This is a genomic window from Arthrobacter sp. NPDC080082 (assembly GCF_040686595.1).
Taxonomy (GTDB): domain Bacteria; phylum Actinomycetota; class Actinomycetes; order Actinomycetales; family Micrococcaceae; genus Arthrobacter.
The window spans coordinates 160,137-182,782 of record NZ_JBFBKQ010000002.1 but is presented as its reverse complement, the minus strand read 5'-3'; the positions used below and the strand labels follow the sequence as shown (position 1 = coordinate 182,782).

22 protein-coding genes and 2 pseudogenes are annotated in these 22,646 nt (G+C 67.1%); 6 read left to right on the top strand and 18 right to left on the bottom strand.

The window, feature by feature from the left end; translation table 11 throughout:
* From AB0O44_RS05135 to fabF, 5 genes are all read left to right on the top strand, one after another.
* Complete coding sequence (locus AB0O44_RS05135; RefSeq protein WP_364135060.1) at positions 1 to 1,245, top strand: helix-turn-helix domain-containing protein; 1,245 nt, start codon at positions 1 to 3, stop codon at positions 1,243 to 1,245.
* Positions 1,246 to 1,332: 87 nt separating this feature from the next.
* Complete coding sequence (locus AB0O44_RS05130) at positions 1,333 to 2,262, top strand: ACP S-malonyltransferase (protein WP_364135057.1); 930 nt, start codon at positions 1,333 to 1,335, stop codon at positions 2,260 to 2,262.
* A complete protein-coding gene (locus AB0O44_RS05125; RefSeq protein WP_290257561.1) occupies positions 2,259 to 3,311 on the top strand; it encodes a beta-ketoacyl-ACP synthase III in 1,053 nt (350 codons plus the stop codon). The genes AB0O44_RS05130 and AB0O44_RS05125 overlap by 4 nt, the downstream gene beginning before the upstream one ends.
* A 138-nt stretch (positions 3,312 to 3,449) precedes the next feature.
* Entirely contained in the window at positions 3,450 to 3,695 is a 246-nt protein-coding gene (locus tag AB0O44_RS05120) for an acyl carrier protein (protein WP_290257560.1), read from the top strand.
* A 180-nt stretch (positions 3,696 to 3,875) separates the two neighbouring features.
* Positions 3,876 to 5,111, top strand: a complete 1,236-nt coding sequence (gene fabF, locus AB0O44_RS05115; protein WP_290257559.1) for a beta-ketoacyl-ACP synthase II — start codon at positions 3,876 to 3,878, stop codon at positions 5,109 to 5,111.
* 90 nt (positions 5,112 to 5,201) lie between these two features.
* On the opposite strand, the gene AB0O44_RS05110 is transcribed toward fabF, so the two are convergent.
* Entirely contained in the window at positions 5,202 to 6,158 is a 957-nt protein-coding gene (locus AB0O44_RS05110) for an ABC transporter substrate-binding protein (RefSeq protein ID WP_364135052.1), read from the bottom strand.
* A gap of 52 nt (positions 6,159 to 6,210) precedes the next feature.
* Positions 6,211 to 7,446 (bottom strand): M20 family metallopeptidase, encoded by a 1,236-nt coding sequence (locus AB0O44_RS05105; RefSeq protein WP_356903162.1) that lies wholly within the window; start codon positions 7,444 to 7,446, stop codon positions 6,211 to 6,213.
* A 117-nt stretch (positions 7,447 to 7,563) separates the two neighbouring features.
* Here AB0O44_RS05105 and AB0O44_RS05100 point away from each other — a divergent pair, with 117 nt between their 5' ends.
* Positions 7,564 to 8,580 (top strand): Lrp/AsnC family transcriptional regulator, encoded by a 1,017-nt coding sequence (locus tag AB0O44_RS05100; protein WP_364135049.1) that lies wholly within the window; start codon positions 7,564 to 7,566, stop codon positions 8,578 to 8,580.
* Positions 8,581 to 8,675: 95 nt separating this feature from the next.
* Here the strand turns inward: AB0O44_RS05100 and AB0O44_RS05095 are convergent, their stop codons facing one another.
* The 16 genes and pseudogenes from AB0O44_RS05095 to rplS form a co-directional block, all read right to left on the bottom strand.
* On the bottom strand, positions 8,676 to 9,179 hold the full coding sequence (locus AB0O44_RS05095) for a DUF3145 domain-containing protein (protein ID WP_290257555.1): 504 nt from the start codon (positions 9,177 to 9,179) through the stop codon (positions 8,676 to 8,678).
* A gap of 315 nt (positions 9,180 to 9,494) precedes the next feature.
* Positions 9,495 to 10,421 carry a tyrosine recombinase XerC gene (locus AB0O44_RS05090; protein WP_364135046.1) on the bottom strand — a complete coding sequence of 309 codons (927 nt, stop codon included), beginning with the start codon at positions 10,419 to 10,421 and terminating at the stop codon, positions 9,495 to 9,497.
* A 126-nt stretch (positions 10,422 to 10,547) separates the two neighbouring features.
* Positions 10,548 to 11,732, bottom strand: coding sequence for a DNA-processing protein DprA (gene dprA / locus AB0O44_RS05085; protein WP_364135043.1), 1,185 nt, complete (start codon positions 11,730 to 11,732; stop codon positions 10,548 to 10,550).
* 28 nt (positions 11,733 to 11,760) lie between these two features.
* Positions 11,761 to 13,305 (bottom strand): YifB family Mg chelatase-like AAA ATPase, encoded by a 1,545-nt coding sequence (locus AB0O44_RS05080; protein WP_364135040.1) that lies wholly within the window; start codon positions 13,303 to 13,305, stop codon positions 11,761 to 11,763.
* Positions 13,306 to 13,662: a YraN family protein gene (locus AB0O44_RS05075; RefSeq protein ID WP_364135037.1), complete on the bottom strand. Its 357-nt coding sequence runs from the start codon at positions 13,660 to 13,662 to the stop codon at positions 13,306 to 13,308. It lies immediately after the preceding gene.
* A gap of 185 nt (positions 13,663 to 13,847) precedes the next feature.
* Positions 13,848 to 14,053: pseudogene (locus AB0O44_RS05070) on the bottom strand (ATP-binding protein); the annotation flags it as partial.
* A 485-nt stretch (positions 14,054 to 14,538) separates the two neighbouring features.
* A complete protein-coding gene (locus tag AB0O44_RS05065) occupies positions 14,539 to 15,591 on the bottom strand; it encodes a hypothetical protein (protein ID WP_364135034.1) in 1,053 nt (350 codons plus the stop codon).
* Positions 15,588 to 16,574 (bottom strand): DUF262 domain-containing protein, encoded by a 987-nt coding sequence (locus AB0O44_RS05060; RefSeq protein WP_364135031.1) that lies wholly within the window; start codon positions 16,572 to 16,574, stop codon positions 15,588 to 15,590. Before AB0O44_RS05060 ends, AB0O44_RS05065 begins: the two co-directional genes overlap by 4 nt.
* Before the next feature lie 326 nt (positions 16,575 to 16,900).
* Positions 16,901 to 17,091, bottom strand: a pseudogene (locus AB0O44_RS05055) (YraN family protein); the annotation flags it as partial.
* A 636-nt stretch (positions 17,092 to 17,727) separates the two neighbouring features.
* Entirely contained in the window at positions 17,728 to 18,102 is a 375-nt protein-coding gene (locus AB0O44_RS05050) for a hypothetical protein (protein ID WP_364135028.1), read from the bottom strand.
* A 449-nt stretch (positions 18,103 to 18,551) separates the two neighbouring features.
* Positions 18,552 to 19,139 carry a hypothetical protein gene (locus AB0O44_RS05045; RefSeq protein ID WP_364135025.1) on the bottom strand — a complete coding sequence of 196 codons (588 nt, stop codon included), beginning with the start codon at positions 19,137 to 19,139 and terminating at the stop codon, positions 18,552 to 18,554.
* A gap of 249 nt (positions 19,140 to 19,388) precedes the next feature.
* On the bottom strand, positions 19,389 to 19,715 hold the full coding sequence (locus AB0O44_RS05040; protein ID WP_290257548.1) for a DUF2469 domain-containing protein: 327 nt from the start codon (positions 19,713 to 19,715) through the stop codon (positions 19,389 to 19,391).
* Between the two features lie 69 nt (positions 19,716 to 19,784).
* Positions 19,785 to 20,456, bottom strand: coding sequence for a ribonuclease HII (locus tag AB0O44_RS05035; protein ID WP_364135022.1), 672 nt, complete (start codon positions 20,454 to 20,456; stop codon positions 19,785 to 19,787).
* A gap of 10 nt (positions 20,457 to 20,466) precedes the next feature.
* Positions 20,467 to 21,441 carry a signal peptidase I gene (lepB, locus tag AB0O44_RS05030; protein ID WP_364135019.1) on the bottom strand — a complete coding sequence of 325 codons (975 nt, stop codon included), beginning with the start codon at positions 21,439 to 21,441 and terminating at the stop codon, positions 20,467 to 20,469.
* A complete protein-coding gene (gene lepB / locus AB0O44_RS05025) occupies positions 21,442 to 22,119 on the bottom strand; it encodes a signal peptidase I (protein ID WP_364135016.1) in 678 nt (225 codons plus the stop codon).
* Between the two features lie 99 nt (positions 22,120 to 22,218).
* Entirely contained in the window at positions 22,219 to 22,578 is a 360-nt protein-coding gene (gene rplS / locus AB0O44_RS05020) for a 50S ribosomal protein L19 (RefSeq protein WP_056738299.1), read from the bottom strand.
* Positions 22,579 to 22,646: the final 68 nt, after the last annotated feature.

Sequence of the window (22,646 nt, the reverse complement as noted above, 5' to 3'; positions counted from 1 at the left end):
ATGGCAGAGCCCACCCCCACCCCCGCGCAGCGCAAATCCGCCGCCCGGACCCTGTCCCCGGAGAAGGCCGAGACGCTGAAGAAGCTCCGCTCCAGCGTCGGCCAGCTCTCCACCACCACGCTGCGGCGGCTGGAATCCTCACTGCCCTGGTACAGCCGGCTGAACTCCGACGAACGCTCCGCGCTCGGCATGGTGGCCCAGAACGGCATCGCCGCCTTCGTCACCTGGTTCGAACGGCCCAGCTCGCCGTCGTGGATCCTCTCCGACGTCTTCGGCACCGCCCCCACCGAACTGACCCGCTCCATCAGCCTGCAGAAGGCGCTCCAGCTGATCCGGATCGTGGTGGAGGTGGTCGAGGAGCAGGTCCCGATCATCGCCCCCGAGGCGGACCAGGCCGCCCTGCGTGAGGCGGTGCTCCGCTACTCGCGCGAGGTCGCCTTCGCCGCCGCCGACGTCTACGCCCGCGCCGCGGAGACCCGCGGCTCCTGGGACACCCGGCTGGAAGCCCTGATCGTCGACGCCATCCTGCGCGGAGAGAACACCGACGCCCTGCGGTCCCGGATCGCGGCCCTGGGCTGGAAGGCGCAGGAACGCTTCACCGTCATGGTGGGCAATTCGCCCTCGGAACCCAGCGCCAGCTACGTCAGCGAGCTGCGCCGCACCGCCGGCCGGTTCGCCGAGGACGCCCTGGTGGGAATCCAGGGCGATCGGCTGATCCTGATCCTCGGCGGCGTGCAGGACCGGGAGACCGCCTGCCAGAAACTCAGCGAACTCTTTGCCCCCGGTCCCGTCGTGTACGGCGCCGAGGCAGCCTCCCTGCCGGAGGCCAGCAGCTCCGCCCAGTCCGCCTTCGCCGGCCTCACCGCGGCCCGCGCCTGGCCCTCGGCCCCCCGCCCGGTGGCCGCGGACGACCTGCTGCCGGAGCGGGTCATCTCCGGCGACGACGCGGCCCGCCGATCCCTGGTGAAGAACATTTACCGGCCCCTCCTGGCCGCCTCGAACGGGCTGGTGGAGACCTTGGGGACCTACCTGGAACTGGGTCATTCGCTCGAGGCCACGGCCCGGGAATTGTTCGTCCACGCCAACACGGTCCGTTACCGGCTCAAGCGGGTCTGCGACGTGACCGGCTGGGATCCGCTGATCCCGCGGGAGGCGTTCGTGCTCCAGGCGGCCCTCGTGGTGGGGCGTCTCTCCACCCCGCCGAAGCCCGCCGTGGAGCGTCAGCCATCCCGCAGCGGCGGCTGAGAGGTTGTAGACTTCCTACAAACTGACCCAGTGAGCTTGGTGCATGAAAGTACCGATGAATCACGCGGCATTTGGAAAGCTGGATACGTGCTTGCAATCGTCTGCCCTGGACAGGGCTCCCAGACCTCCGGTTTTCTGGCCCCCTGGCTGGAACTGCCCTCCGTCCCAGGCCACTTGGCCTCCCTGAGCGAAATAGCAGGTATCGACCTCACCGCCCACGGCACCACCTCCGACGAGGAAACCATCAAGGACACCGCCGTCGCGCAGCCGCTGATCGTCGCGGCCGGACTGGTCGCCGCGAAGGCCCTGTTCGACGTCGAACTCGAAACCCTCCCCGTCATCCTCGCCGGGCACTCGGTGGGCGAAATCACCGCCTCCGCGCTGGCCGGTGTCCTCACCGAGACCGAGGCGATGACCTTCGTCCGGGAACGCGCCAACGGCATGGCCGCCGCGGCCGCCGCCACCCCGACCGGCATGAGCGCCGTCGTCGGCGGCGACCCCGCCGAGGTCCTGGCAGCCATCGAGGCCGCCGGGCTGACCCCCGCGAACGTCAACGGCGCCGGACAGACCGTCGCCGCCGGCACCCTCGAACAGCTCAAGGCCCTCGCGGACAAGCCGCCGGCCAAGGCCCGGGTCATCCCGCTCAAGGTTGCCGGGGCGTTCCACACCTCCCACATGTCCCCCGCCGTCGCCGCACTGCAGGCGCTGCGCCCCACGCTTCACCCCCGCAACCCGCAGGTTCCGCTGCTCTCGAACTTCGACGGCGCGCAGGTCACCGACGGCGGCGCCGCGGTGGACAGCCTCATCGCCCAGGTCTCCCGCCCGGTCCGCTGGGACCGCTGCATGGAGACCCTGGTGGAGCGCGGCGTCACCGGCCTGATCGAACTGGCACCGGCAGGCACCCTCGCCGGACTGGCCAAGCGCGGCATGCCCGGCGTGAAGACTGTTACCGTCAAGACACCGGACGATCTGTCCGATGCCCTGGCACTATTCGCAGAACTTGAGGGAGGAAAATGAGCACTCCTACGCTGAAGCAGGCTCCCCTGCAGAACGGCACCCGTGTGCTGGGCGTCGGCGCGTACCGTCCCGACGTCATCGTCACCAACGAGGACGTCTGCCAGTGGATCGACTCCTCCGATGAGTGGATCCGCCAGCGCACCGGGATCGTCACCCGGCACCGCGCCCCCGCAGACGTCAGCGTGATCGACATGGCCGAGGGCGCCGCCCGCGAGGCCCTCGAACGCGCCGGCGTCGACCCCTCCGAGCTCGGTGCCGTGATCGTCTCCACGGTCACCCACCCCTACGCCACCCCCTCCGCGGCCGCGAGCCTGACCGACCGCCTGGGTGCCACGCCGGCCCCGGCCTTCGACATCTCCGCCGCGTGTGCCGGGTACTGCTACGGCATCGCCCAGGCCGACGCCCTGGTCCGCTCCGGTGCCGCCAAGTACGTGCTGGTGGTCGGCGCGGAGAAGCTCTCCGACGTCATCGACAACACCGAGCGCACCATCTCCTTCCTGCTCGGCGACGGCGCGGGCGCCGTCGTCATCGGCCCTTCCGACACCCCGGGCATCGGCCCGTCGGTCTGGGGCTCGGACGGCAGCAAGTGGGACGCCATCGGCATGACCCACTCGATGCTGGACATCCGCGACCACGCCGCCGGCAAGGGCGCCCTCAGCGAGGGCGAAGCCGCCGTCACCGAGGCCGCGCTCTGGCCCACGCTGCGCCAGGACGGCCAGACCGTGTTCCGCTGGGCGGTCTGGGAAATGGCCAAGGTGGCCCAGCAGGCCCTCGACGCCGCCGGCGTCAAGGCCGAGGACCTCGCGGCCTTCATCCCGCACCAGGCCAACATGCGGATCATCGACGAGATGGCCAAGCAGCTCAAGCTGCCGGAATCGGTCATCATCGCCCGGGACATCGCCGAGGCGGGCAACACCTCGGCGGCGTCCATTCCGCTGGCCACGCACCGGCTGCTGCAGGACAACCCCGGCCTCAGCGGCGGACTGGCCCTGCAGATCGGTTTCGGCGCCGGGCTGGTCTTCGGCGCCCAGGTGATCGTGCTGCCGTAGTCCACCGTGACTTCCCGGGTGCCGGCACGGCAGGCAGCCCGGATTCCCCCACCGGGCCGAACCCTCGGCCCGAACCACTCCGCCCAACGCTCCGGACCCGTCCGGCGGCCGATGGCACCAACAAAAGAAGGAGCCACCATGGCTAACAACGAAGAGATCCTGGCCGGCCTGGCCGAAATCGTCAACGAAGAGACCGGCCTGGCCCCCGAGGCCGTCGAAATGGACAAGTCCTTCACCGAGGACCTGGACATCGACTCCATCTCGATGATGACCATCGTGGTCAACGCCGAGGAAAAGTTCGGCGTGCGCATCCCGGACGAAGAGGTCAAGAACCTCAAGACCGTCGGCGACGCCGTCAACTTCATCGCCAACGCCCAGGCCTAATTCCGCCTGGTCCCTGGCACCGTCCCCCACGGGGGCGGTACCGCGGGCCGCCGGGTGCCGCTGACACAGCGGCTCCCGGCGCTCCCCCGATTCACTGACTGACCACCGAGTTTCCTACGCAGGCCCCGGCGCCCTGGCTGGCACCGTAAGCGGCACGCGCACCGACGAAAGAGTGATCCCATGGCACGCAAAGTAGTCATCACCGGTCTGGGTGCCACCACACCCATCGGCGGCGATGTCCCCACAATGTGGAAGAACGCGCTCAAGGGCGTCTCCGGCGCGCATACGCTCGAAGACGACTGGGTTGCCAAGTACGAGCTGCCCGTCCACTTCGCCGCCCGCGCCTCCACCCCCGCCCTCGAGGTCCTGAGCCGGGTCGAAGCCAAGCGCATGGACCCGTCCACCCAGTTCGGCGTGATCGCCGCCCGTGAGGCCTGGGCCGACGCCAACATCGACGGCATCGACCACGACCGCCTGGCAGTGGCCTTCGCCACCGGCATCGGCGGGGTCTGGACCCTGCTGGATGCCTGGGACACCCTGCGCGAAAAGGGCCCCCGCCGCGTCCTGCCGATGACCGTTCCGATGCTGATGCCCAACGGCGTCGCCGCTGCGGTCAGCCTGGACCTGGGAGCCCGGGCCGGCGCCCACACCCCCGTCTCGGCCTGCGCCTCCGGCACCGAAGCCGTGCACATGGGACTGGAGCTGATCCGCTCCGGGAAGGCCGACGTCGTCGTCTGCGGCGGCGCCGAAGCCGCGATCCACCCGATGCCGATCGCCGCGTTCTCCTCGATGCAGGCCCTCTCCCGCCGCAACGACGATCCCGAGCACGCCTCCCGCCCGTACGACCGCGACCGTGACGGCTTCGTCATGGGCGAGGGCGCAGGCGCCCTGGTCCTCGAGGCCGAGGAGCACGCCCTGGCCCGCGGCGCCCGGATCTACGCCGAACTGGCCGGCACCTCGGTGACCGCCGATGCGTACCACATCACCGCCCCGGACCCCGAGGGCCTCGGCGCCACCCGCGCGCTGAAGGCAGCCATGTTCGACGGCCGCATCCAGGCCGAGGACGTGGTGCACGTCAACGCGCACGCCACCTCCACCCCGGTCGGTGACAAGCCCGAGTACACCGCCCTCAAGGCCGCCCTCGGCAGCCACGTGGACAACGTGGCGGTCTCCGCCACCAAGTCCCAGATGGGCCACCTGCTGGGCGCCTCCGGTGCCGTGGAAGCGGTCCTGACGGTCCTCGCCGTGCACGAACGCAAGGCTCCCGTCACCATCAACTTGGAAAACCAGGACCCGGAGATCCCGCTGGACGTCGTGACCTCAGAGCGGGCCCTCCCGGCCGGCAACATCGTCGCGCTAAGCAACTCCTTCGGCTTCGGCGGCCACAACGCCGTGATCGCGGTGCGCAGCATCTAGCCGCCACCGCACGCAGCACGAACGACGGCGGCCAGGTTCCCTTCGCGGGGAACCTGGCCGCCGTCGTTTGCGTTGGCGTTGGCCCGGCCGTTACTTATTGACCGTGGGGTTGACCTCGGCCTTGGCGATGGCGCCGCCGTCGGTGCCCCACGCAGCCAGGATCTTCTTGTACGTCCCGTCCTGGATCAGCTTGTTGGTGGCCCCGGCCACCGCCTCGGCGAGGGCGGTGTCAGACTTGGCGACGGCGATGCCCACCGGCGAGGCGCCGTAGACGTCGCCGAGGGTTTGCAGCTTCCCGTCGGACTGGGTGATGGCGTAGGCCACCGTGATGGACCCGGCAGCCATTGCGTCCATGCCTCCGGCCACCAGGCGGGTGGTGACGTCGGTCTGGTTCTTCAGGGAGACGACGTCGATCGCGGGCTTGCCGGCCGCGACGCACTGGGCGCTCCGTCCGGAGATGTCCGGGTTCTCCTGGAAGGTTCCGGTCTGCACCCCGACGGTCTTCCCGCACAGGTCGTCCAGGGAGATGTTCTTCGGGTTGCCCTTCTGCACCGCCCACTGCGTCCCGGCCTGGAAATAGCTGACGAAGTTGGCGGCCTTGCTGCGCTCCTTCGTGATGAAGAACGAGGACACACCCAGGTCGTACTTCGGGCCGAGGGACGGGAGGATGCCTTCGAACGGGGAGGTCTGCACCTCCACCTTCAGGCCCAGGGTGGCGCCGATCGCCTTGGCCAGGTCGACGTCGTACCCCACCGGGGTCTGGCCGTCGGAGGCCGCAAGAAACTCCGCCGGGGCGTAGGTGGTGTCCGAGCCTACCGTCAGCTTCCCCTTGGACCGGACCTGGTCCGGCACCTTGGCGGCCAGGGCGTCGTCCTTGGCGACGGTTCCCGGGTCAAACGTCGCCGTCGCCTGCCCGCTGCCGCCGGTGCCCGAACCTGCCCCGGAACCTGACCCCGCCTCGGACGCGTTCGTGCAGGCGCTCAGGGCGACGAGGACGGCCGCTGCGGCCGCCGCCGTGCGGAGGCGCTGCCCATTCAGTACGTTCATGCTGTTACTACCTTTCCTGGTGCCCTCCCACGTGGTGGTCGGGCGGGCTGTCCTAGGCTCCCTGGTTGATCCGGCGCAGCGCCACCTCGGCCAGCCAGGCGGCGGCGTCCGGGAGCACGGCGTCGTCGAAGAGCGCGTGGGGTGAGTGGTTGGAGCCGGCGTCGGCGGGGTCGCCATGGGCGCAGGCGCTGAGGAAGAGGTAGGCGCTCGGGACCTCGTTGCCGACGAAGGAGAAGTCCTCGGCGCCTGGCATCGGGTTGGCCATGGGCTCGTAGCGGTCCTCGCCGAAGAGGTCCACGATGGCCCCGCGGGCCAGCTCGTACTCGTCCGGGGCGTTCTCCGTGACCGGGTAGAGCTCGTGGTAGTTCACGTCGGCCTTCAGGCCGTGGGAGGCGGCGATGCCCTCGAGCAGCCGCACGCTGCGTTCCTTGATGGCGGCCCGGGATTCGGCGCTGAAGCTGCGGACGGTTGCGTCGAATTCGGCGTGCTCGGGGATGATGTTTTCCCGGGTGCCGCCGGCGATCCGTCCCACGGTGAGGACCACCGGATCGAAGACGTCGAAGGCCCGGGTCACCATGGTCTGAAGTGCGGTGACCGCCTCGCAGAGGGCCGGGATGGGGTCGTTGGCGTGGTGCGGCTGGGAGCCGTGGCCGCCGGATCCGATGAACCGGACGTGGAGGTCGTCGACGGCGGCCATCTGGGGGCCGGGGCGGCCGAACCAGACGCCGCGCGGGTGCGCCGCGGAAAAGACGTGCAGGCCGAAGGCCGCGTCCACGCGCCGCCCGGCGGCCTCGAGGACGCCCTCCTCGATCATCGGCAACGCTCCCCCGGGGCCTTCCTCCCCCGGCTGGAACATGAACACGACATCGCCGGCCAGCTCGTCCTTCAGCGAGGACAGGATCCGGGCCGCGCCCACCAGGCCCGCGACGTGCATGTCGTGGCCGCAGGCGTGCATCAACCCCTCGTGCGAGGAGCGGTACTCCAGCCCGTTGTCCTCGGTCACGGGCAGGGCGTCCATGTCGCCGCGGAGCAGCACCACGGGCTTGGTTCCGCCGGCCGGCACTGCGCCACCGCGGAGGACCGCCGTCACGGAGCTCAGGCTCCGTCCCAGCGTGATCTCCAGGCCGAGGCCCTCCAGTTCGGCGAGGAGCCGGCGCTGGGTCAGGGGCAGGTCGTTGCCCAGCTCCGGGATCCGGTGCAGCTCCCGCCGGAACGAGACGAGCCCGTCGGCGAGCTCCGCCGCCAGTTCCTGGGTGCGGGTGGGTTTCCTGGTGTCTGAGATCGTCACGCTCTCCATGCTTTCGGTAGTCGGGCGGTCACGGGGACCGGGTCAACCCCTCCACCGTGTGATACTTGGCCCATGCAGACGCCCAAATTGACGGAAACGGACTCTACTCTGCGTAATATGCAGGATTCGGTCACGCTGGGTGAGCTGGACCTGGCGCTGGTGAACGCCCTGCAGCTGCGCCCGCGGGCCAGCTGGGCGGAGCTGGCCGGTCCGCTGGGCACGACGGCGACCACACTCGCCCGCCGGTGGGACCGGATGACCGCCGCGGGGTTGGCCTGGATCACGGCCTCTTTCGGTCGGGAATTCAGCCGCAGCCGCTGCATCTCCTACGTCATGATCCGCACGGATCCGGGTACCCGGACGGCATTGGTGGAGCGGCTCTCCGCGTGTCCCGAGGTTGCCACGATTGAGGTCGCCACAGGCGGTCACGACATCAATTGCGACGTGCTGACCCGTGACCTGCGCGAACTGGACGTCTTCCTGACCACCAAGGTCTACGGGGTGCCGGGGGTGGTGTCCGTGTCCGTGCTTCTCACCACGTCCCTCTATCTGGAAGGGAGCCGCTGGCGGCTACGGTCGCTGGACCCGAGCCAGCTCAATGTCCTCAACCGGAGCACCATGTCCGTGGGTCAAGGCACCTACGCCATGGTCCTGGACGACCTGGACCGGTCCCTGCTGGAGCACCTGTCCCTGGACGGGCGGCTGGGATGGGCGGAGCTGGCATCGTTGACGGGCGCGAGCACGGCCACGGCGAGGCGCCGGGTGAACCGCCTGATCTCCTCGGGGATCATGACCTTCCGTTGCGAGATCGCCCATCCGCTGGCCGGCTGGCCGATCCAGGCCTCGCTGCTGGGCGTCGCGCCGGGGCAGGACTTGGACCGGATCGGCCGGGAGCTGGCCGCGTGGCCGGAGTGCCGGTTCGTGGCGGCGGTGACGGGGACGGCCAACCTTTACGCCACGTTCTGGGTCAGGGACCTCGGCGAGTTGCAGCGGGTGGAGGCGCGGACGAGCGCCGTCTTCCCGACCCTGGGCGTGCTGGACCGGATGGTGGCGCTGAGCACGCCCAAGCGGATGGGGCACCTGTGCGACGCCGAGGGCCGGCGCATCGGGACAGTGCCGATTTCGCCCTGGTAGGCAGGGCAGTCCCCGGTCAGCTCCCTCCCGCTGGCTCTGTGCGCCGCCATGGAGGAAGCGGCGCCGGAGCCTGCCGGGGAGTCGTGGGAGGGAGGCTAGCCGACCTGGTGGAGCCAGCGCACGGGGGCGCCCTCGGCGGCGTGCCGGAAGGGCTCCAGCTCTTCGTCCCAGGCCTCGCCGAGGGCGAGGGAGAGCTCGTGGTAGACGGCGGAGGGGTCGCCCGCGCCGGATTCATAGGCGTAGCGGATGCGGTCCTCGGAGACCATAATGTTGCCGTGCACGTCGGTGACGGCATGGAAGATGCCGAGCTCAGGGGTGTGGGACCAGCGGCCGCCGTCCACTCCCTGGCTGGGCTCTTCCGTCACCTCGTAGCGTAGGTGGGCCCAGCCGCGCAGTGCCGACGCCAAGGTAGCTCCCGTCCCCGGCGTACCGGTCCACGAGAGCTCGGCCCGGAACATTCCGGGCGCGGCGGGCTGCGGGGTCCACTCAAGGTCCGTGCGCTTGTCCACGACCGAGCCAATGGCCCACTCAACGTGGGGGCACAGGGCGGTCGGGGCCGAGTGAACGAACAGGACACCACGGGTTAGTGCAACAGACATTCCATCCTCCATAGCTATAGGTACGTCTTCCCCAACGACCTCTGCCCGGATGTCCGTCTGCCGCGGTTGCCCGCGTGCGGGGCTGGTGCCCCTGCCAGACTATTCAGTTGTGTGGTGACTCAAATACTTTTGAAACTCAGGGTGACTCGACATAAAGCACGTCCGGATCCGTGGTGGCCGGGAAACTCGAAAGCTTCGCGTGACCCCGTGGTGGATGCCGGGCGTGAACCCCATTGTGCCGTACCCCACCCTAATAAGCCAGTGCCGCGCAGCGCGCCGTCACCACCGGGTTTTCGGCGTGTCGCGGATGCTGTTTCAGGCGCGCGGGTGGGCCTGTTGATAGCTGCTGCGGAGCCGGTCCACGGAGACGTGGGTGTAGATCTGGGTGGTCGCGAGGCTGCTGTGGCCGAGGATCTCCTGGACGGCCCGGAGGTCGGCGCCGCCGTCGAGCAGGTGGGTGGCAGCCGAGTGCCGCAGCGCGTGCGGGCCGGTGGCGGAGGTGTCCCCGAGGCCCTCCAGTTGGTCCTTGACGACGCTGCGGACCTGCCGTTGGTCCACCCGGTTGCCGCGCGCGCCGAGGAAGAGGGCGGGCCCGGAGCCTGCCGTGACCAGCGCGGGACGGCCGCGCCGGAGCCAGTCGTCGACGGCGAGCGCGGCCGGGACACCGTAGGGCACAGTCCGTTCCTTATTGCCCTTGCCGAGCACCCGGAGGGTGCGGCGGTCCGGGTCGAGGTCGTCGATGTCGAGGCCGGTCAGCTCGCCGACGCGGATGCCGGTGCCGTAGAGCAGTTCCAGCATGGCCCGGTTCCGCAGGGCCATGGGGCCGCCGTCCGCCGCGGCCGCTTCGGCGCTGGCGACCAGGCGCTGGACCTGGCCTTGCTGGAGCACGCCGGGCAGGGACTTCTCGCGTTTGGGGGCCCGCAGCCGGAGGGCCGGGTCGGCGGCCAGGAGTTCCTCGCGGACGGCCCACGCGGTGAAGGCCCGCGCGGTGGCGGCCCGTCTTGCCAGGGTGGCCCGGGCCATGCCGGCCTCGCTCTGGGCGCCCAGCCAGCGGCGGAGGGTCCCGAGCTCGAGATCTCCCAGTCCCGTGGCACCCTCGGACGCGGCGTGGCCGAGGAGGCTCTCGACGTCGGCCAGATACGCGCGCACGGTGTGGGCGGAGCGGCCGCGCTCGGCGTCGAGGTACCGGCCGAAGGCGGCGGCGGCATCGGCGAGCGCGGGAGGGATGGTTGGAGCTGGCACCCTTCCACTCTCCCAGCCCCATCCTGCTTCCCGGCGGAGCCCGACGGCGCGCCGTTTCCTTCCGGCTCGAGCGGGCTTGCCACGGTACCGCCCCCTCTTGGCGACGCGGGATGCACGGCGTCTGCCCTAACCCGCCGCCGCCGAGCGTTTCCAGCCACCGTGGCGGGACTCGGCCAGGCCCACCAGGCCGAGCCGTCCCAGGCCGGCCCGGACGGACTCGGGGCTTAGCCCGGCGACGACCGCCAGTTTCTCCACGGTGCTGGTGACCCGCAACGGCAGCGCGTCGAGGAGGATCAGGTCTTCCAGGGTCAGCCCGTCGTGGGCCTCCGACCGTCCCGCTGCCGGGTTCGGCAGGGAGTCACCGCTGGGCGAGACGAGTTCGGCGATCTCCGCGGCATCCGTGACGCACACCGCCCCGCCCTCCCGCAGCAGCCGGTGGCAGCCCGCGGAGTTGGCACTGTGGACCGATCCGGGGACGGCGCCGACCGCCCGGCCGAGGGTTTCGGCGTGGTGGGCGGTGTTGAGGGCGCCGGAGCGCCAGCGCGCCTCCACCACCACGGTGGCCCCGGCCAGGGCGGCGATGATCCGGTTGCGCTGCAGGAAGCGGTACCTGGTGGGCGCGGAGCCGGGAGGGACCTCGGCCAGCACCGCGCCCTGGTTGGCCACCGTGCGGAGTAGGTCCTCGTTCCCGGACGGATAGAAGCGGTCCACTCCCCCGGCCATCACCGCGATCGTCGGCAGGCCGGTGGCCCCGGCCAAAGCGGCCCGGTGGGCGTGGGCGTCGATCCCGTAGGCCCCGCCCGAGACGATGGTGAAACCGCGCTGAGCCAGGGCGTAGGCTAGATCGGCGGTAACGGAGGAGCCGTAGGAGGTGCTGTCCCGCGACCCGACGAGGGCGACAGCCTTCGTCGGAGGAGGCAACTCCTGCTCCACGCCCCGCCACCACAGGCACAGCGGCTCCTGCAGCCCCAAATCCGCCAGTTGCGCCGGCCACAGCTGGTCGGAGGGGATTAGCAGCCTTCCGCCGAGCCGCTGCATGGTAGCCAAGTCCCGTGCCGGGGCGAGGTCCGGGACGCGGGGTGCCCAGCGTTTGAGCGCCATGCCCAGGCCCAACCAGCCGCCGCCGGCACCGGCGTCCGCCAGCAGCCCGGTGATCTCCTGTTCCAGGGAGGGGCCGGGCTTCAGCTGGCCGGTGGCGATCCGGAGGGCGTCCTCCGCACCGGCGGCCTGCACCAGAGCCAGGCCCGCGGCGTCCTGCGGTTCCATCAGCCGGGACAAGGCGGCCCTGGCCGTGCGCTCGTTCGCGGTCATGCTGTTCTCCTCGGGGTGGGGCACGCTGTCATGAGGTTGCTCCGCCGGACTGCCGCAGGGCCAGGGCCTGGCCGACGTCGTCGGCGTCGGGGCTCCCGCGCCCGGCTAGATCGGCGACCGTCCAGGCCAGGCGGAGTACCCGGTCGTAGCCCCGGGCGGTGAGGGAGCCGCGTTCCAGGGCGCGGTCCAGGATGACGGTGTGGTGGCTGCCGAGTCGGAGCCCGCCGCGGAGCACCCTCCCGGGGACCTGCGCGTTGGTCTCGAAGCCGAGCGGTCGCAGCCGGTCCAGCTGGGTATCCCTCGCCGCCCTGACCCGGGCGGCAATGGCGGCGGACGTTTCCTCCACCCTGGGCGCCCCGAAGTCGGCGAGCGCCACCCGTTCGACATCCAGCTGGATGTCGACCCGGTCCAGCAGCGGCCCGGAGAGCCGGGCGAAGTACCGGCGGCGCATCGTCGGGGTGCAGGTGCATTCCACGCCTTTCCCCGAGGCTTTGCCACACGGGCAAGGATTCGCGGCGAGGACCAGTTGGAAGCGGGCCGGGTAGGCGGCGGTGCCGGCGGCGCGGTGGAGGATCAGCTCGCCGCTTTCCAGCGGTTGCCGCAGGGCGTCCAGGACCCGGCGTTCGTACTCGGGTGCCTCGTCCAGAAACAACACGCCGCGGTGGGCCCGGGACGCGGCGCCGGGCCGGGGCAGGCCCGAGCCGCCGCCGATGATGGCGGCCGCGGTGGCGGTGTGGTGGGGGCTCTCGTAGGGCGGCCTGCGCCGGAGGGTTACCGCCGACGTGGTCAGGGAGCTGAGAGAGTGGATGGCGGTGACCTCCATCGCCTCCTGGTCGTCAAGGTCCGGCAGCAGCCCGGGCAGGCGCTCGGCCAGCATGGTCTTGCCGGCGCCCGGCGGCCCGGTCAGCAGAACGTGGTGCGCTCCGGCGGCCGCCACCTCGAGGGCACGCCGTCCCTCGGCCTGGCCAGACACGTCGGCCATGTCCGGCACCATCGGCGGCTCCGGGTGCCCGTCGCCGTCGTCGGCTTCCTCCCCCGGGCCGGCGTCGAGGGCCAGGTCCTGCGGATCGGCGCCGAAGTCGAAGGCCAGACGGGCCAGGGTGGTGTAGGCGCGCACCCTGGCGCCGGGGACCAGTTCGGCCTCAGCTGCGTTGGCCTGCGCCACCACAACGTCAGGGTAGCCGGCCCGGACGGCGGCCATGACGGCGGGAAGGATGCCGCGGACGGGGCGGAGCCGGCCGTCCAGGCCCAGTTCGGCGAGGAACACGTGCCGACCGGTGGACCGGATGTCGTTGGCCGCTAACAGCGCGGCCATGGCGATGGCCAGATCGAAGCCGGAGCCGCGTTTGGGCAACGACGCCGGTATCAGGTTGGCGGTGATCTTCCGCCGGCTCAGCGGGATGCCGGAGTTCTGCGCGGCGGAACGGATCCGCTCCCTGGCCTCGTTCAGCGACGCGTCCGGCAGGCCGAGGATCACAAACGCCGGCAGCGTCTGCCCGATGTCCGCCTCGACCTCGACGATGTACCCGTTGAGGCCCACCAGGGCCACGGCATAGGTCCGGCCCAGCGCCACCTACCCCACCCCTTTGAGGTGTTCGATGGCGGCCTCGCCGGTGCCGTCGTCGAGCACGGCGATGACATCCACCCGCCGCAGCGGCATCCGCAGCTCATGCTCCCGGCACCAGGCGGATCCGAGCCGGTGCAACCGGGCAAGCTTCTCCGCACCGACAGCCTCGAACGGGTGCCCGAACGCCAGCGAGCGGCGGGTCTTGACCTCGGCAATGACCAGGGCGTCGCCGTCGAGCGCGACAATGTCGATCTCACCGGCGGGACAGCGCCAGTTCCTGTCCACCACCCGGATCCCCTGGTCCTCCAGGAAAACGGCCGCCAGATCCTCGCCGCGGCGGCCCAATACGTCTTTGGCTCTCATCCCTCCAGCGTGGAGGGCACCGAGAGCCGGTAATACCCGAAGGCCACGCTATGTGGGTAACTCCGAGGTCAGGGACCCGTACGAGAAAAGAACGGAAGCCCGAGGAAGCCCAAGTTTCCGGAATTGAGGCCCTTCCTGATGATCCTAACCGTGGCGTGTGGTCGGTATTGAACTCAGCGGTCGAAGTACCGGCGGCGCATCGTTGGGGTGCAGGTGCTATTCACGGCCTTTCCCGAGGCTTTCCCACACGGGCAGGGTCGGCGGCGAGCACCAGCTGGAAGCGGGCCGGGTAAGCGGCGGTCCCGGCGGCGCCGTGGATAATCAGCTTGCCGCTTTCCAGCGGCTGCCGCGGGGCGTCCAGCACGTGGCGTTCGTATTCGGGCGCCTCGTCTTCCTTGGTGCCTACCCTGCTGTTACCACTACTACCTCATAATTCACGTAAGTTGAACGCTCTTGCCTCTAAGCAGCACTCCCTAGAGGTTGTTATTGCCTTCCCAGCTCCAACGACGACCGCCTGGAGCTGCGACGGCTCGTTCATCCACAGGTCCGGCTTCAACCTAACGAGCGGGGCCGGGCCTCTGGGAACTGGAGAGCACCAAACACAGGCGATGCGACGCATGCTCTTTTCCTCTGGAAGGGTGCGTCATTTCGAAAAGGGAAACTCCGGAATCTATGGCTGTCTCGAGGATCTCCGAATAGGCGTTCCAATGATTGATTCCCGCATGGACGGTGTAATCCAACTCACCTCCAGAGGTATTCGAGAAGCGAAGCGTCTCAATTCCCTCAACCAGGTCGAAACAGGCTAAGCGCCCCGAATCAACACTTCCCGCACCGACTAGCGGCGAGGTCCGAAGACACTCCTGAACGCCCAGCAGATCACTGCTGCTGGGCGTCGTGAGTCGCCATATCGATCGTCGCAGCAAGTTCGTTACGGATAATACCGAGTAGGAGCTGGTCAGTGGAGAGCTCCGTTTGCATCAACGCGGATAAATCATTGAGTCCAAGCACCGTGGCCAGCACCGCTGATGCAGACACAGCCGCTGCCGTTGTCCCACGGTTCAGGGCGTAATCGTGTACCACGTTTCTAACTGATTGATTCCGAATGGCATCGTTCAGGCCGCCAACACTGATAATTCCTGACTGCTTCAACAGTGCTACAAACTCTCGGGCTGCTCCCAGCGGAAGCTTCAGGCCCTCAGGACCAGCCTTCGGTGCATCTGGTCTGCGCTGTTGCAAGATGGCCAGTAGAGACGTCGTGTCTAGTGCCCGGTCAGGATCAACCGCATCCAAATTTTTGGCAAGGTCCCGAACTCCCTCAACCAAAATTTTCAGAATTGACGTAAATTCACGGTCTACTATTTCAAGCGTTCCGGCGATAGCGTTGAACCTTCGATTCAGTTCATCAGAGAACTGAACCCCGGACTTATACCGCAGTTCATGCTCGATCTCCGCCCACGCGTGTTCAACGACGCTGCGAACTTGGATCTCCACCTGAGTTCGACCCAGAATGAGACCAGGAGCATCGATTGCCCCGGTCCGTACTTTGGCGACAAGGTGGATACCCCTGTATCCAAATCGGTCTGCTCCTAGTTTTGAAGTCTTATCAATCGAGTTGGGCTCATCGATCCGAAAATGGTCTCTGATAGCGTCCACGGCGGCTGCGACGCCGTGCTCGTAGGTAGTAATAACTCGAACGCCCAGGAGGTCTGTCATTTGGGATTCAGGATTATCGTAATCCTTGTCTCGCAGCTTGCCTCGGACAGATGCAATTGACTTGGCGCGCGCAGTGACTTGGTGGATGGCTATTGGGCTGCCGGCCAGAGCATCCAAAATCTGTTGTTTTGCAGAATCGGCGGCCGCCTCGTAATCATCGTGTGAGTCCTCATATGCTGTCAGCCATTGCGCTGCAGTCGGCAAAGCTGAGCTCATCGCGCTTCGGCGATTACATCAGTCAGAATTCGTATCCGAGTCTCCCTCGGCATCAGATTGTCCGTCTGGCGGCTTGATGCAAAGACATATTGTTCCACGAGGTCAGAGCGAGGTTCTCCAGAATCAAGCTCATTCGCGAATTCAATCAAGGAGGCACCAATCTTTTGTGGATCGATTCCATCGTAACCCTCCTCGATGTCCACAACCTTGTCGAGGGCCCCGATGAGCGAGTAGAAATTCGTCTTGCTATGAAGCCTCAAATCGCGGAGATTCGGGAGTGCACTCTCAAGGAACCTAAGGTGACTTTTAAGCCTGTCTCGTAGCTCATTGGCGGGTTCGAAGTGCTCGGAGTAAGCCTCATAGTAAAAGTCAACGCTGTCCTTTTTATCTTGGGGCCCTTCCAACAGTAGAATGATCAGTTCAGCCACTAGCTCATCATTCGCCTGTCGGTTAGCAGCGCCTTCTGAGACGATCCTGTGGTTCCTCCAGAACTCCCAGCCGGCAATCTCTTCAACAAATTCTTTGAAAAATCCATCATATTTTGCTCGCCGCCGTTCCTGCTGATTTAGACGCACGACAAAGCGGTTCATTCGACCGAACATGTCCCGTATATCGTCGGGTTTGTACCCCGACAGCTCCTCAACAATGAAGTCATAGTTCAGTATCCGAGCGCGCTCATCTTCAGTTAGAGTTTTCCACTTTTTCCGACTCCACGGTGATTCTGAAGATTCGGTTAGCGAAAATCTTCCATCGACGAAATCAAACACTGCCCGCATTCGCTGCTGGCCGTCTATGACCGTATATTCTGGGCGCCCCGTTTGAAGGTTAATACCACGTTCGAAATAAAGTACGGGCACAGGCCTATCCGAAAGGATGGTGTCAATCAAGTACGCCTTCGCATTTCGAGGCCAAACTGAGTTTCGCTGAAAGGCGGGTGCAAGGTTCAGCTGCCCGTTGTCGCGGAGCTGAAGCAGAATCGACACATCCTTGGTTGTCAGCGTTCTCTTCGACTGTGACGCCACGCGGCTGGTCCCTTCAATTTTTGACTCTCAACATGGGCACGTCGGCGCCCGCACGGCCATCCTGCCACAAGCTTCCACGTTTTACGTGCAACGCCATCCACACGACTAGCCCGAAACTCGCTGCCACTCGCGTAGTCGTACCTTGCCCCCGGCTCCGCTGGATCCCGCGACTTTTGAGTTCGTCGCCTCTCGTGCAGATGAAATGCACAATAGACGCCCAACTAATGCCGCCCGCCTGGCGAGATACAGTCACCAACATCTGCAGTCCAACAACCCTAGTTTGAAGGCGGGTGCCCGAACGCCAGCGAGCGCCGGGCCTGACCTCGGCAATGACCTGGGCGTCCCCGTCGAGAGCGGCGATGTCGATCCCGACGGCGGGACAGCGCCAGTTCCGGTCCACCACCCGGATCCCCTGGCCCTCCAGGAAACCGGCCGCCAGGTCCTCGCCGTGGCGGCCCAATACGTCTTTGGCTCTCATCCCTCCAGCGTGGATAGCTCGAAGCCGGGACCGTACCCGATAGTCACGCTATGTGGTAACTCCGGTCAGGGGCCCAGCAAGAGGTGAAGGAGGGTTCCGAGCTAAAGGTCTCCCAGTCCCGAGGCGCCCCCGGACGCCGCGTGGCCGAGGAGGCTCTCGACATCGACCCGGCACGCCCGCACGGTATTGGCGGAGCGGCCGCGTTCGGCGTCGCGGTACCGACCGAAGACGGCGGCGGTATCGCCGAGCGCGGGAAAACGGCTAGTGCTGGCACCCTTCGATTCTCCCAGCCCCGCCTACTTCCGGGTGCAGCCCGACGGCGCGCCGGCTCGCTCCGATTCAGCCCTGCAACGGTAGCGCGGTCTCCACGCGACCATATATGCACGGCGCCGCCCCTAACCGGCCGCCGAGCGCTTCTAGCCACCGTGGCGCGACTCGGCCAGGCCCACCGGGGCGAGCCGTCCAAGGCCGGCGCGGACGGATTCGGGGGCTTAGCCGGACGCCGACCGCCGGGGTGGTGGGCAATGTTGAGAGCACCCGAGCGCCAGCAACACAACAGTGGCCCCGGCCCGACGACGCGGGCGGCAGCCATGTGCCGCCGAGTGCGCTGAGGTCGCTGAAATTTCGGATGGCGCGCTAACGGTCCATTGTCGCTTCAGCCCGGGCCTTGATGAATTCATCCCAGTCTGTCGTTCCAGTCCATTCCTTGCCGTGCAAGTGCAGGGTCCAGCCCAGTGCGTGCCGGGCAGTCCCAATACGGTCAATACCGATGCTATAGTCACCATAATCTGACCGGGGGTCACACGAGGCGTGTACGGCCTGCCACTTGACGAAGTCCGGGCGGTCCATCAGGTCGGTGACGCTGAAGACGTTTGTCTTGTGCTGATTCTTCCACTCAGCGAGATCCCGCTGAGCTTCTTTGACCTGGGCCTGATTCACCGTCAGATACCCCTGACCGTCCTCGATGGCCCGCCCGCATACATCACAGTTCCACTCGATCTTGTCGTTCACTGTCAACTCCCTAAGTTGCAATCGGATAAATCAGAACACGCTTGGAGCGCCGCCAACCATTACGTGCTTGAGTAGGATTAACGTGTCCTCTCAACCGTAGGTCTAACCCTCGGGCGTCGTAGCCCCGAGCCCTCAACCGTCGCCACGAGCCCTGTGTGAAGGTTGCGCCATACCCGGGTGTTGCCCTCACGTGACAGTCCTTGTGATCAAGCAAAGTCGAAAGCGCCCCCAGCCGAGGTTTGGGCCAACCTTTTTGGCGTCTAACGGGTATGAGTCGCTATTCACAGGCGACCGCTGTCTGCGAACCCCGGTGACTCCACCCGTCCTGACTTCGAGGTACGCTCTGCAATGCCAGACTCCACGTCACGCCTCCAGCGACAAGAATCTCGGTGAAGCCCGTGGCGGTGGACGTCCCGCCGACGACCGGTAGATCTGTTCCAGGACTCAGATTACGAAATCAGCCTAAGTTCTATCGCTTCCGGGTCTTCATGGGCAAGCTCCCGTAGCTCACCGAAAGCCCTCCTTTGCCACCGCGCCCCCGTGCCGTCCGTGAATTGCACCTCCCGATTTGGATGGAAATTATCGCCACGAAGTTGAGTTAGTACTTCGCGGGATCCCCCGGCTTCTATAACCGCCCAGGAATGCGCAATTTCCGCGGCTGCGGATTCAGATTCAGAAGGAATCGGCCTTTGCGCGACCGCCACCATCGAGATTGGTTCGTTGCCTCCATTATGAACAACCCATCTCACCGCCGGCCCCGCAAAGCCATTACGAGATGGATTCGACGAATCGACTTTTTGCGCAAGGAGTGTCACTTGTGCCGCTAGTCGTCGTTTCGCAGCGGCTGTCCGCTCGGCCTGCTCCTGGCGGAAAAGTCCGCGATCAACGGCGGCCTCTTGACGCTCCTGCGCCAAGCGCTTGTCACCTCGGAGTCCGGAGTAAAGGGCGTACGCAACAGCACCTACCGTTCCGACCGCACCGAACCAGTCAGGTACCGAGCCCCAATTTTGAAGTGCCACGAAGGCTGAAATATCCACGCTTGGAGGATACCTTCATTACCGACAATCGTTGACAGATCCCGACCGTTTGCGTCTTAGTTCAATTTGGCGGGTTTTCTTTGGACCTGCCAAAGCGAGAGAGACGTCAGCTAAGTCCCTCGTGGATCGGCAAGAAAGCGCCTCCACTCCCACTCTGATCCACGAAGCGGACGACGCACCCGCAGGTCACGCTATGTGGGTAACTCGGTTCAGAGGTCAGGAAGAGGTGGTGAAGCGGGAAACGGGCCGCTAATTACCCAGGTCCTCGACCTTGGGCAGGGCGAGTTCCTCATTGCGCGGAAGTTCCTCGACGTTGACGTCCTTGAACGTAATCACGCGAACGCTCTTGACGAACCGGGCTGAGCGGTAGACGTCCCAGACCCAGGCGTCCTGAAGCGTCAGGTCGAAGTAGACCTCGCCGTCGGCGCTGCGGGCCTGCAGGTCGACGTGGTTGGCAAGGTAAAAGCGCCGTTCGGTCTCGACGACGTAGCTGAAGAGCCCGACGACGTCGCGGTATTCGCGGTAGAGCTGCAGCTCCATGTCGGTTTCATAGTTTTCCAGGTCTTCGGCACTCATGGTTCCATCTTGCACCATCGGGCGGAGGCCGCGCGCCACGGACGGGCGCCACAGCCAAGAGGCCGTGCCTCAGTCGCCCAGCAGCTGCCAGCTCACCCGGTGGTAGGGGCTGGGCCCGGCGGTGCGGAGGGCGTCCTTGTGGGCGGCGGTGCCGTAGCCCTTGTTCTCGTTCCAGCCAAAGGCCGGGAATTCCTCGTGCAGGGCGGCCATCTGCCGGTCGCGTTCGACCTTGGCCAGCACGGACGCCGCGGCGACCGAGAGGCACTGCATGTCCGCCTTGACCAGGGTGTGGACCGGTGCGTCGCAGCCGGGTTCCGCCGGGCCCTCATCGAACAGGGAGGCCTGCGCCGGGGTCGTCAGCCAGTTGTGGCTGCCGTCGAGCAGCACCACCTCGGGCGTCACGCCGCCGGCGATCACGGCAGCCCAGGCCCGGTTGCCGGCGAGCCTCAGCGCCGCGATGATCCCGAGGGCATCGATCTCCGCGGCGGAGGCGTGCCCGACGGCGGACGCCACGCTCCAGGCGCGCACCAGCGGCTCCAGGCGTTCGCGTTCGGAAACCTTCAGCAGCTTGCTGTCCCGCACATCGGCGAGCAGTTTCTGCCGCTGCAGGTCGACGACGGCGATCCCCACGCTGACCGGGCCGGCCAGAGCCCCGCGGCCGACCTCGTCGATGCCGGCCAGCAACCGTGCGCCCGAGGCCTTGAAGCGGCGTTCGTAGTCCAGGGTTGGTGCGACGGACACTGCTGTTGCCTTACTTTCCTGCCGGGGCGCTGCTGGGGGTGCCGGACGGGGCGGGAACGCCGGTGAAGACGTCCGGGTAGTTGTCCAGTGCCTTGACGCGGTTCAGCGGCCAGGCGATCACGGCGGCCTGGCCCTCGATGTCCGCCATGTCGATGAAGCCGCCGTCGGTTTCTATGTGGGCGCGGGAGTCGGCCGAGTGGTTGCGGTTGTCGCCCATCACCCAGACCTTGCCGGCGGGAACCACGACGTCGAACGTCCGCACCTGCGGGACCTCGGCACTGTTGATGTATTTCTCGTCCAGGGCCTTGCCGTTGACGGTCAGGCGGCCGCTGCCGTCGCAGCAGATGACGTGGTCGCCCGGCAGCCCAATGACGCGCTTGACCAGGTGCTGCTCCGAATTGTCCGGCAACAGCCCCACGAACGTCAGCGCGTTCTGCACCCCGGTCATGGGACCAACCGGTTTCGGCGCCGCGGGAGCCAGCCAGTTCTTGGTGTCGCGGAAGACGATCACGTCGCCGCGCTGCAGGGCGATCGGCTGGGGCACCAGCAGGTTCACGAAGATCCGGTCATTGACGTCCAGCGTGTTCATCATCGACTCGGACGGGATGTAGAAGGCCCGGAACAGGAAGGTCTTGATCAAGAAGGACAGGACAACGGCGATGACCACCACGGTGGCGATCTCCCGGAGCCAGACCAGGACCGGGTTGCGGCCCTCGCGGGCCAGCGCCCGGCGAGCCCGGGCCGACGTGGGGCCCGCGTGGGAGGGACCGTCCTGGGCGACGCCGGCCGCCCGTTCCGGGACGCGTGGCGCTTCGCGCCGGGGAGCCTCAGCCGACGTCCCGTCGACGGGCGTCTCGTGGGCAGGCGTCTTCGGCACGGCCGGGAGCCGCGTCGTCGGGTGTTCGCCGTCGGGAATGGGCGCGGACGTCACCCGGGGTTCGGCCTGGCCGTGGGGCTCAGGGGTCCGGGGTCCGGTCTCGGGCATCTACTGTCCGTTCTGTGTCGTCGTGGCGGCCGCGTCGGGCCGCGGTAGTGCAGCAAATCTATCAAGCGGCCAGATGATCATCACCGGCCGGCCGATCACCCGGTCCAGCGGCACCATGCCGCCGCCGGGAGCCCCCAGCAGCCCCCTGGAATCGGCCGACTTGGACCGGTGGTCCCCCATCAGCCAGAGCCGTCCCGCGGGGACGATCGCGTCGAATTTCAGGGTGCTGGGCTCATCGCCGGGATATATATACGGTTCACTAAGTTGCTGGCCGTTGACTGTGAGCTTGCCGGAACCGTCGCAGCAGACCACCCGGTCCCCCGGCAGCCCGATGACCCGTTTGACGTAGGTGGTGTCACTGCCGGTGATGCCCAGCCAGTGCCCCGCCCCGGCCACCAGCTCCGCGGCCGGGCCGGCGCCGCTGTTCAGCGGCGCGAAGGACCCGCGGCCGTCGAAGACCACCACGTCGCCGCGACGGATCGGGTCGGCGGCGAAGTCGGTACGGGAGACCAGGATCCGGTCCCCGTCGCGCAGCAGCGGCTCCATCGAGGCGGACGGGATGAAGTACACGTCCAGCCACAGGGACCTGACCAGGCCGCTGATGGCGATGGCCAGCACGAGCCCCAGAAGCACAAAACGCCAGCCCAGTTTCCTGGGCCGGCGTTTTGGCTGTTCCATGGTCCACATCCCCTGACGCGTGAAGTGCTTGATCGGCGCAGTGGCGCTGGCCCGGGGTGAGCCGGGCCGGCCGTGGATCCGCGGAGTAAGTCCGGGGACTTACTTGGCGGTCTGGAAGTCGCGCTTTTCCTTGATCTTCGCAGCCTTACCGCGCAGTGCACGCATGTAGTAAAGCTTGGCGCGGCGCACGTCACCCTTGGAGACGAGCTCGATCTTGTCGATGATCGGGGAGTGCACCGGGAAGGTACGCTCCACGCCGACACCGAAGGAAACCTTGCGGACGGTGAAGGTCTCGCGGACGCCGTCACCCTGGCGGCCCAGGACGAAGCCCTGGAAGACCTGGACACGGGAGTTCTTGCCTTCGATGATGTTCACGTGCACCTTGATGGTGTCACCCGCGCGGAACTCGGGAACATCGTTGCGCAGCGAGGCTGCGTCGACGGAATCGAGGATATGCATTGATCCACTCCTGGTGAACGCCACAGGTCATTCACGTTGGGTCACGGCGGCCAAGCCCGGCCGCAGTC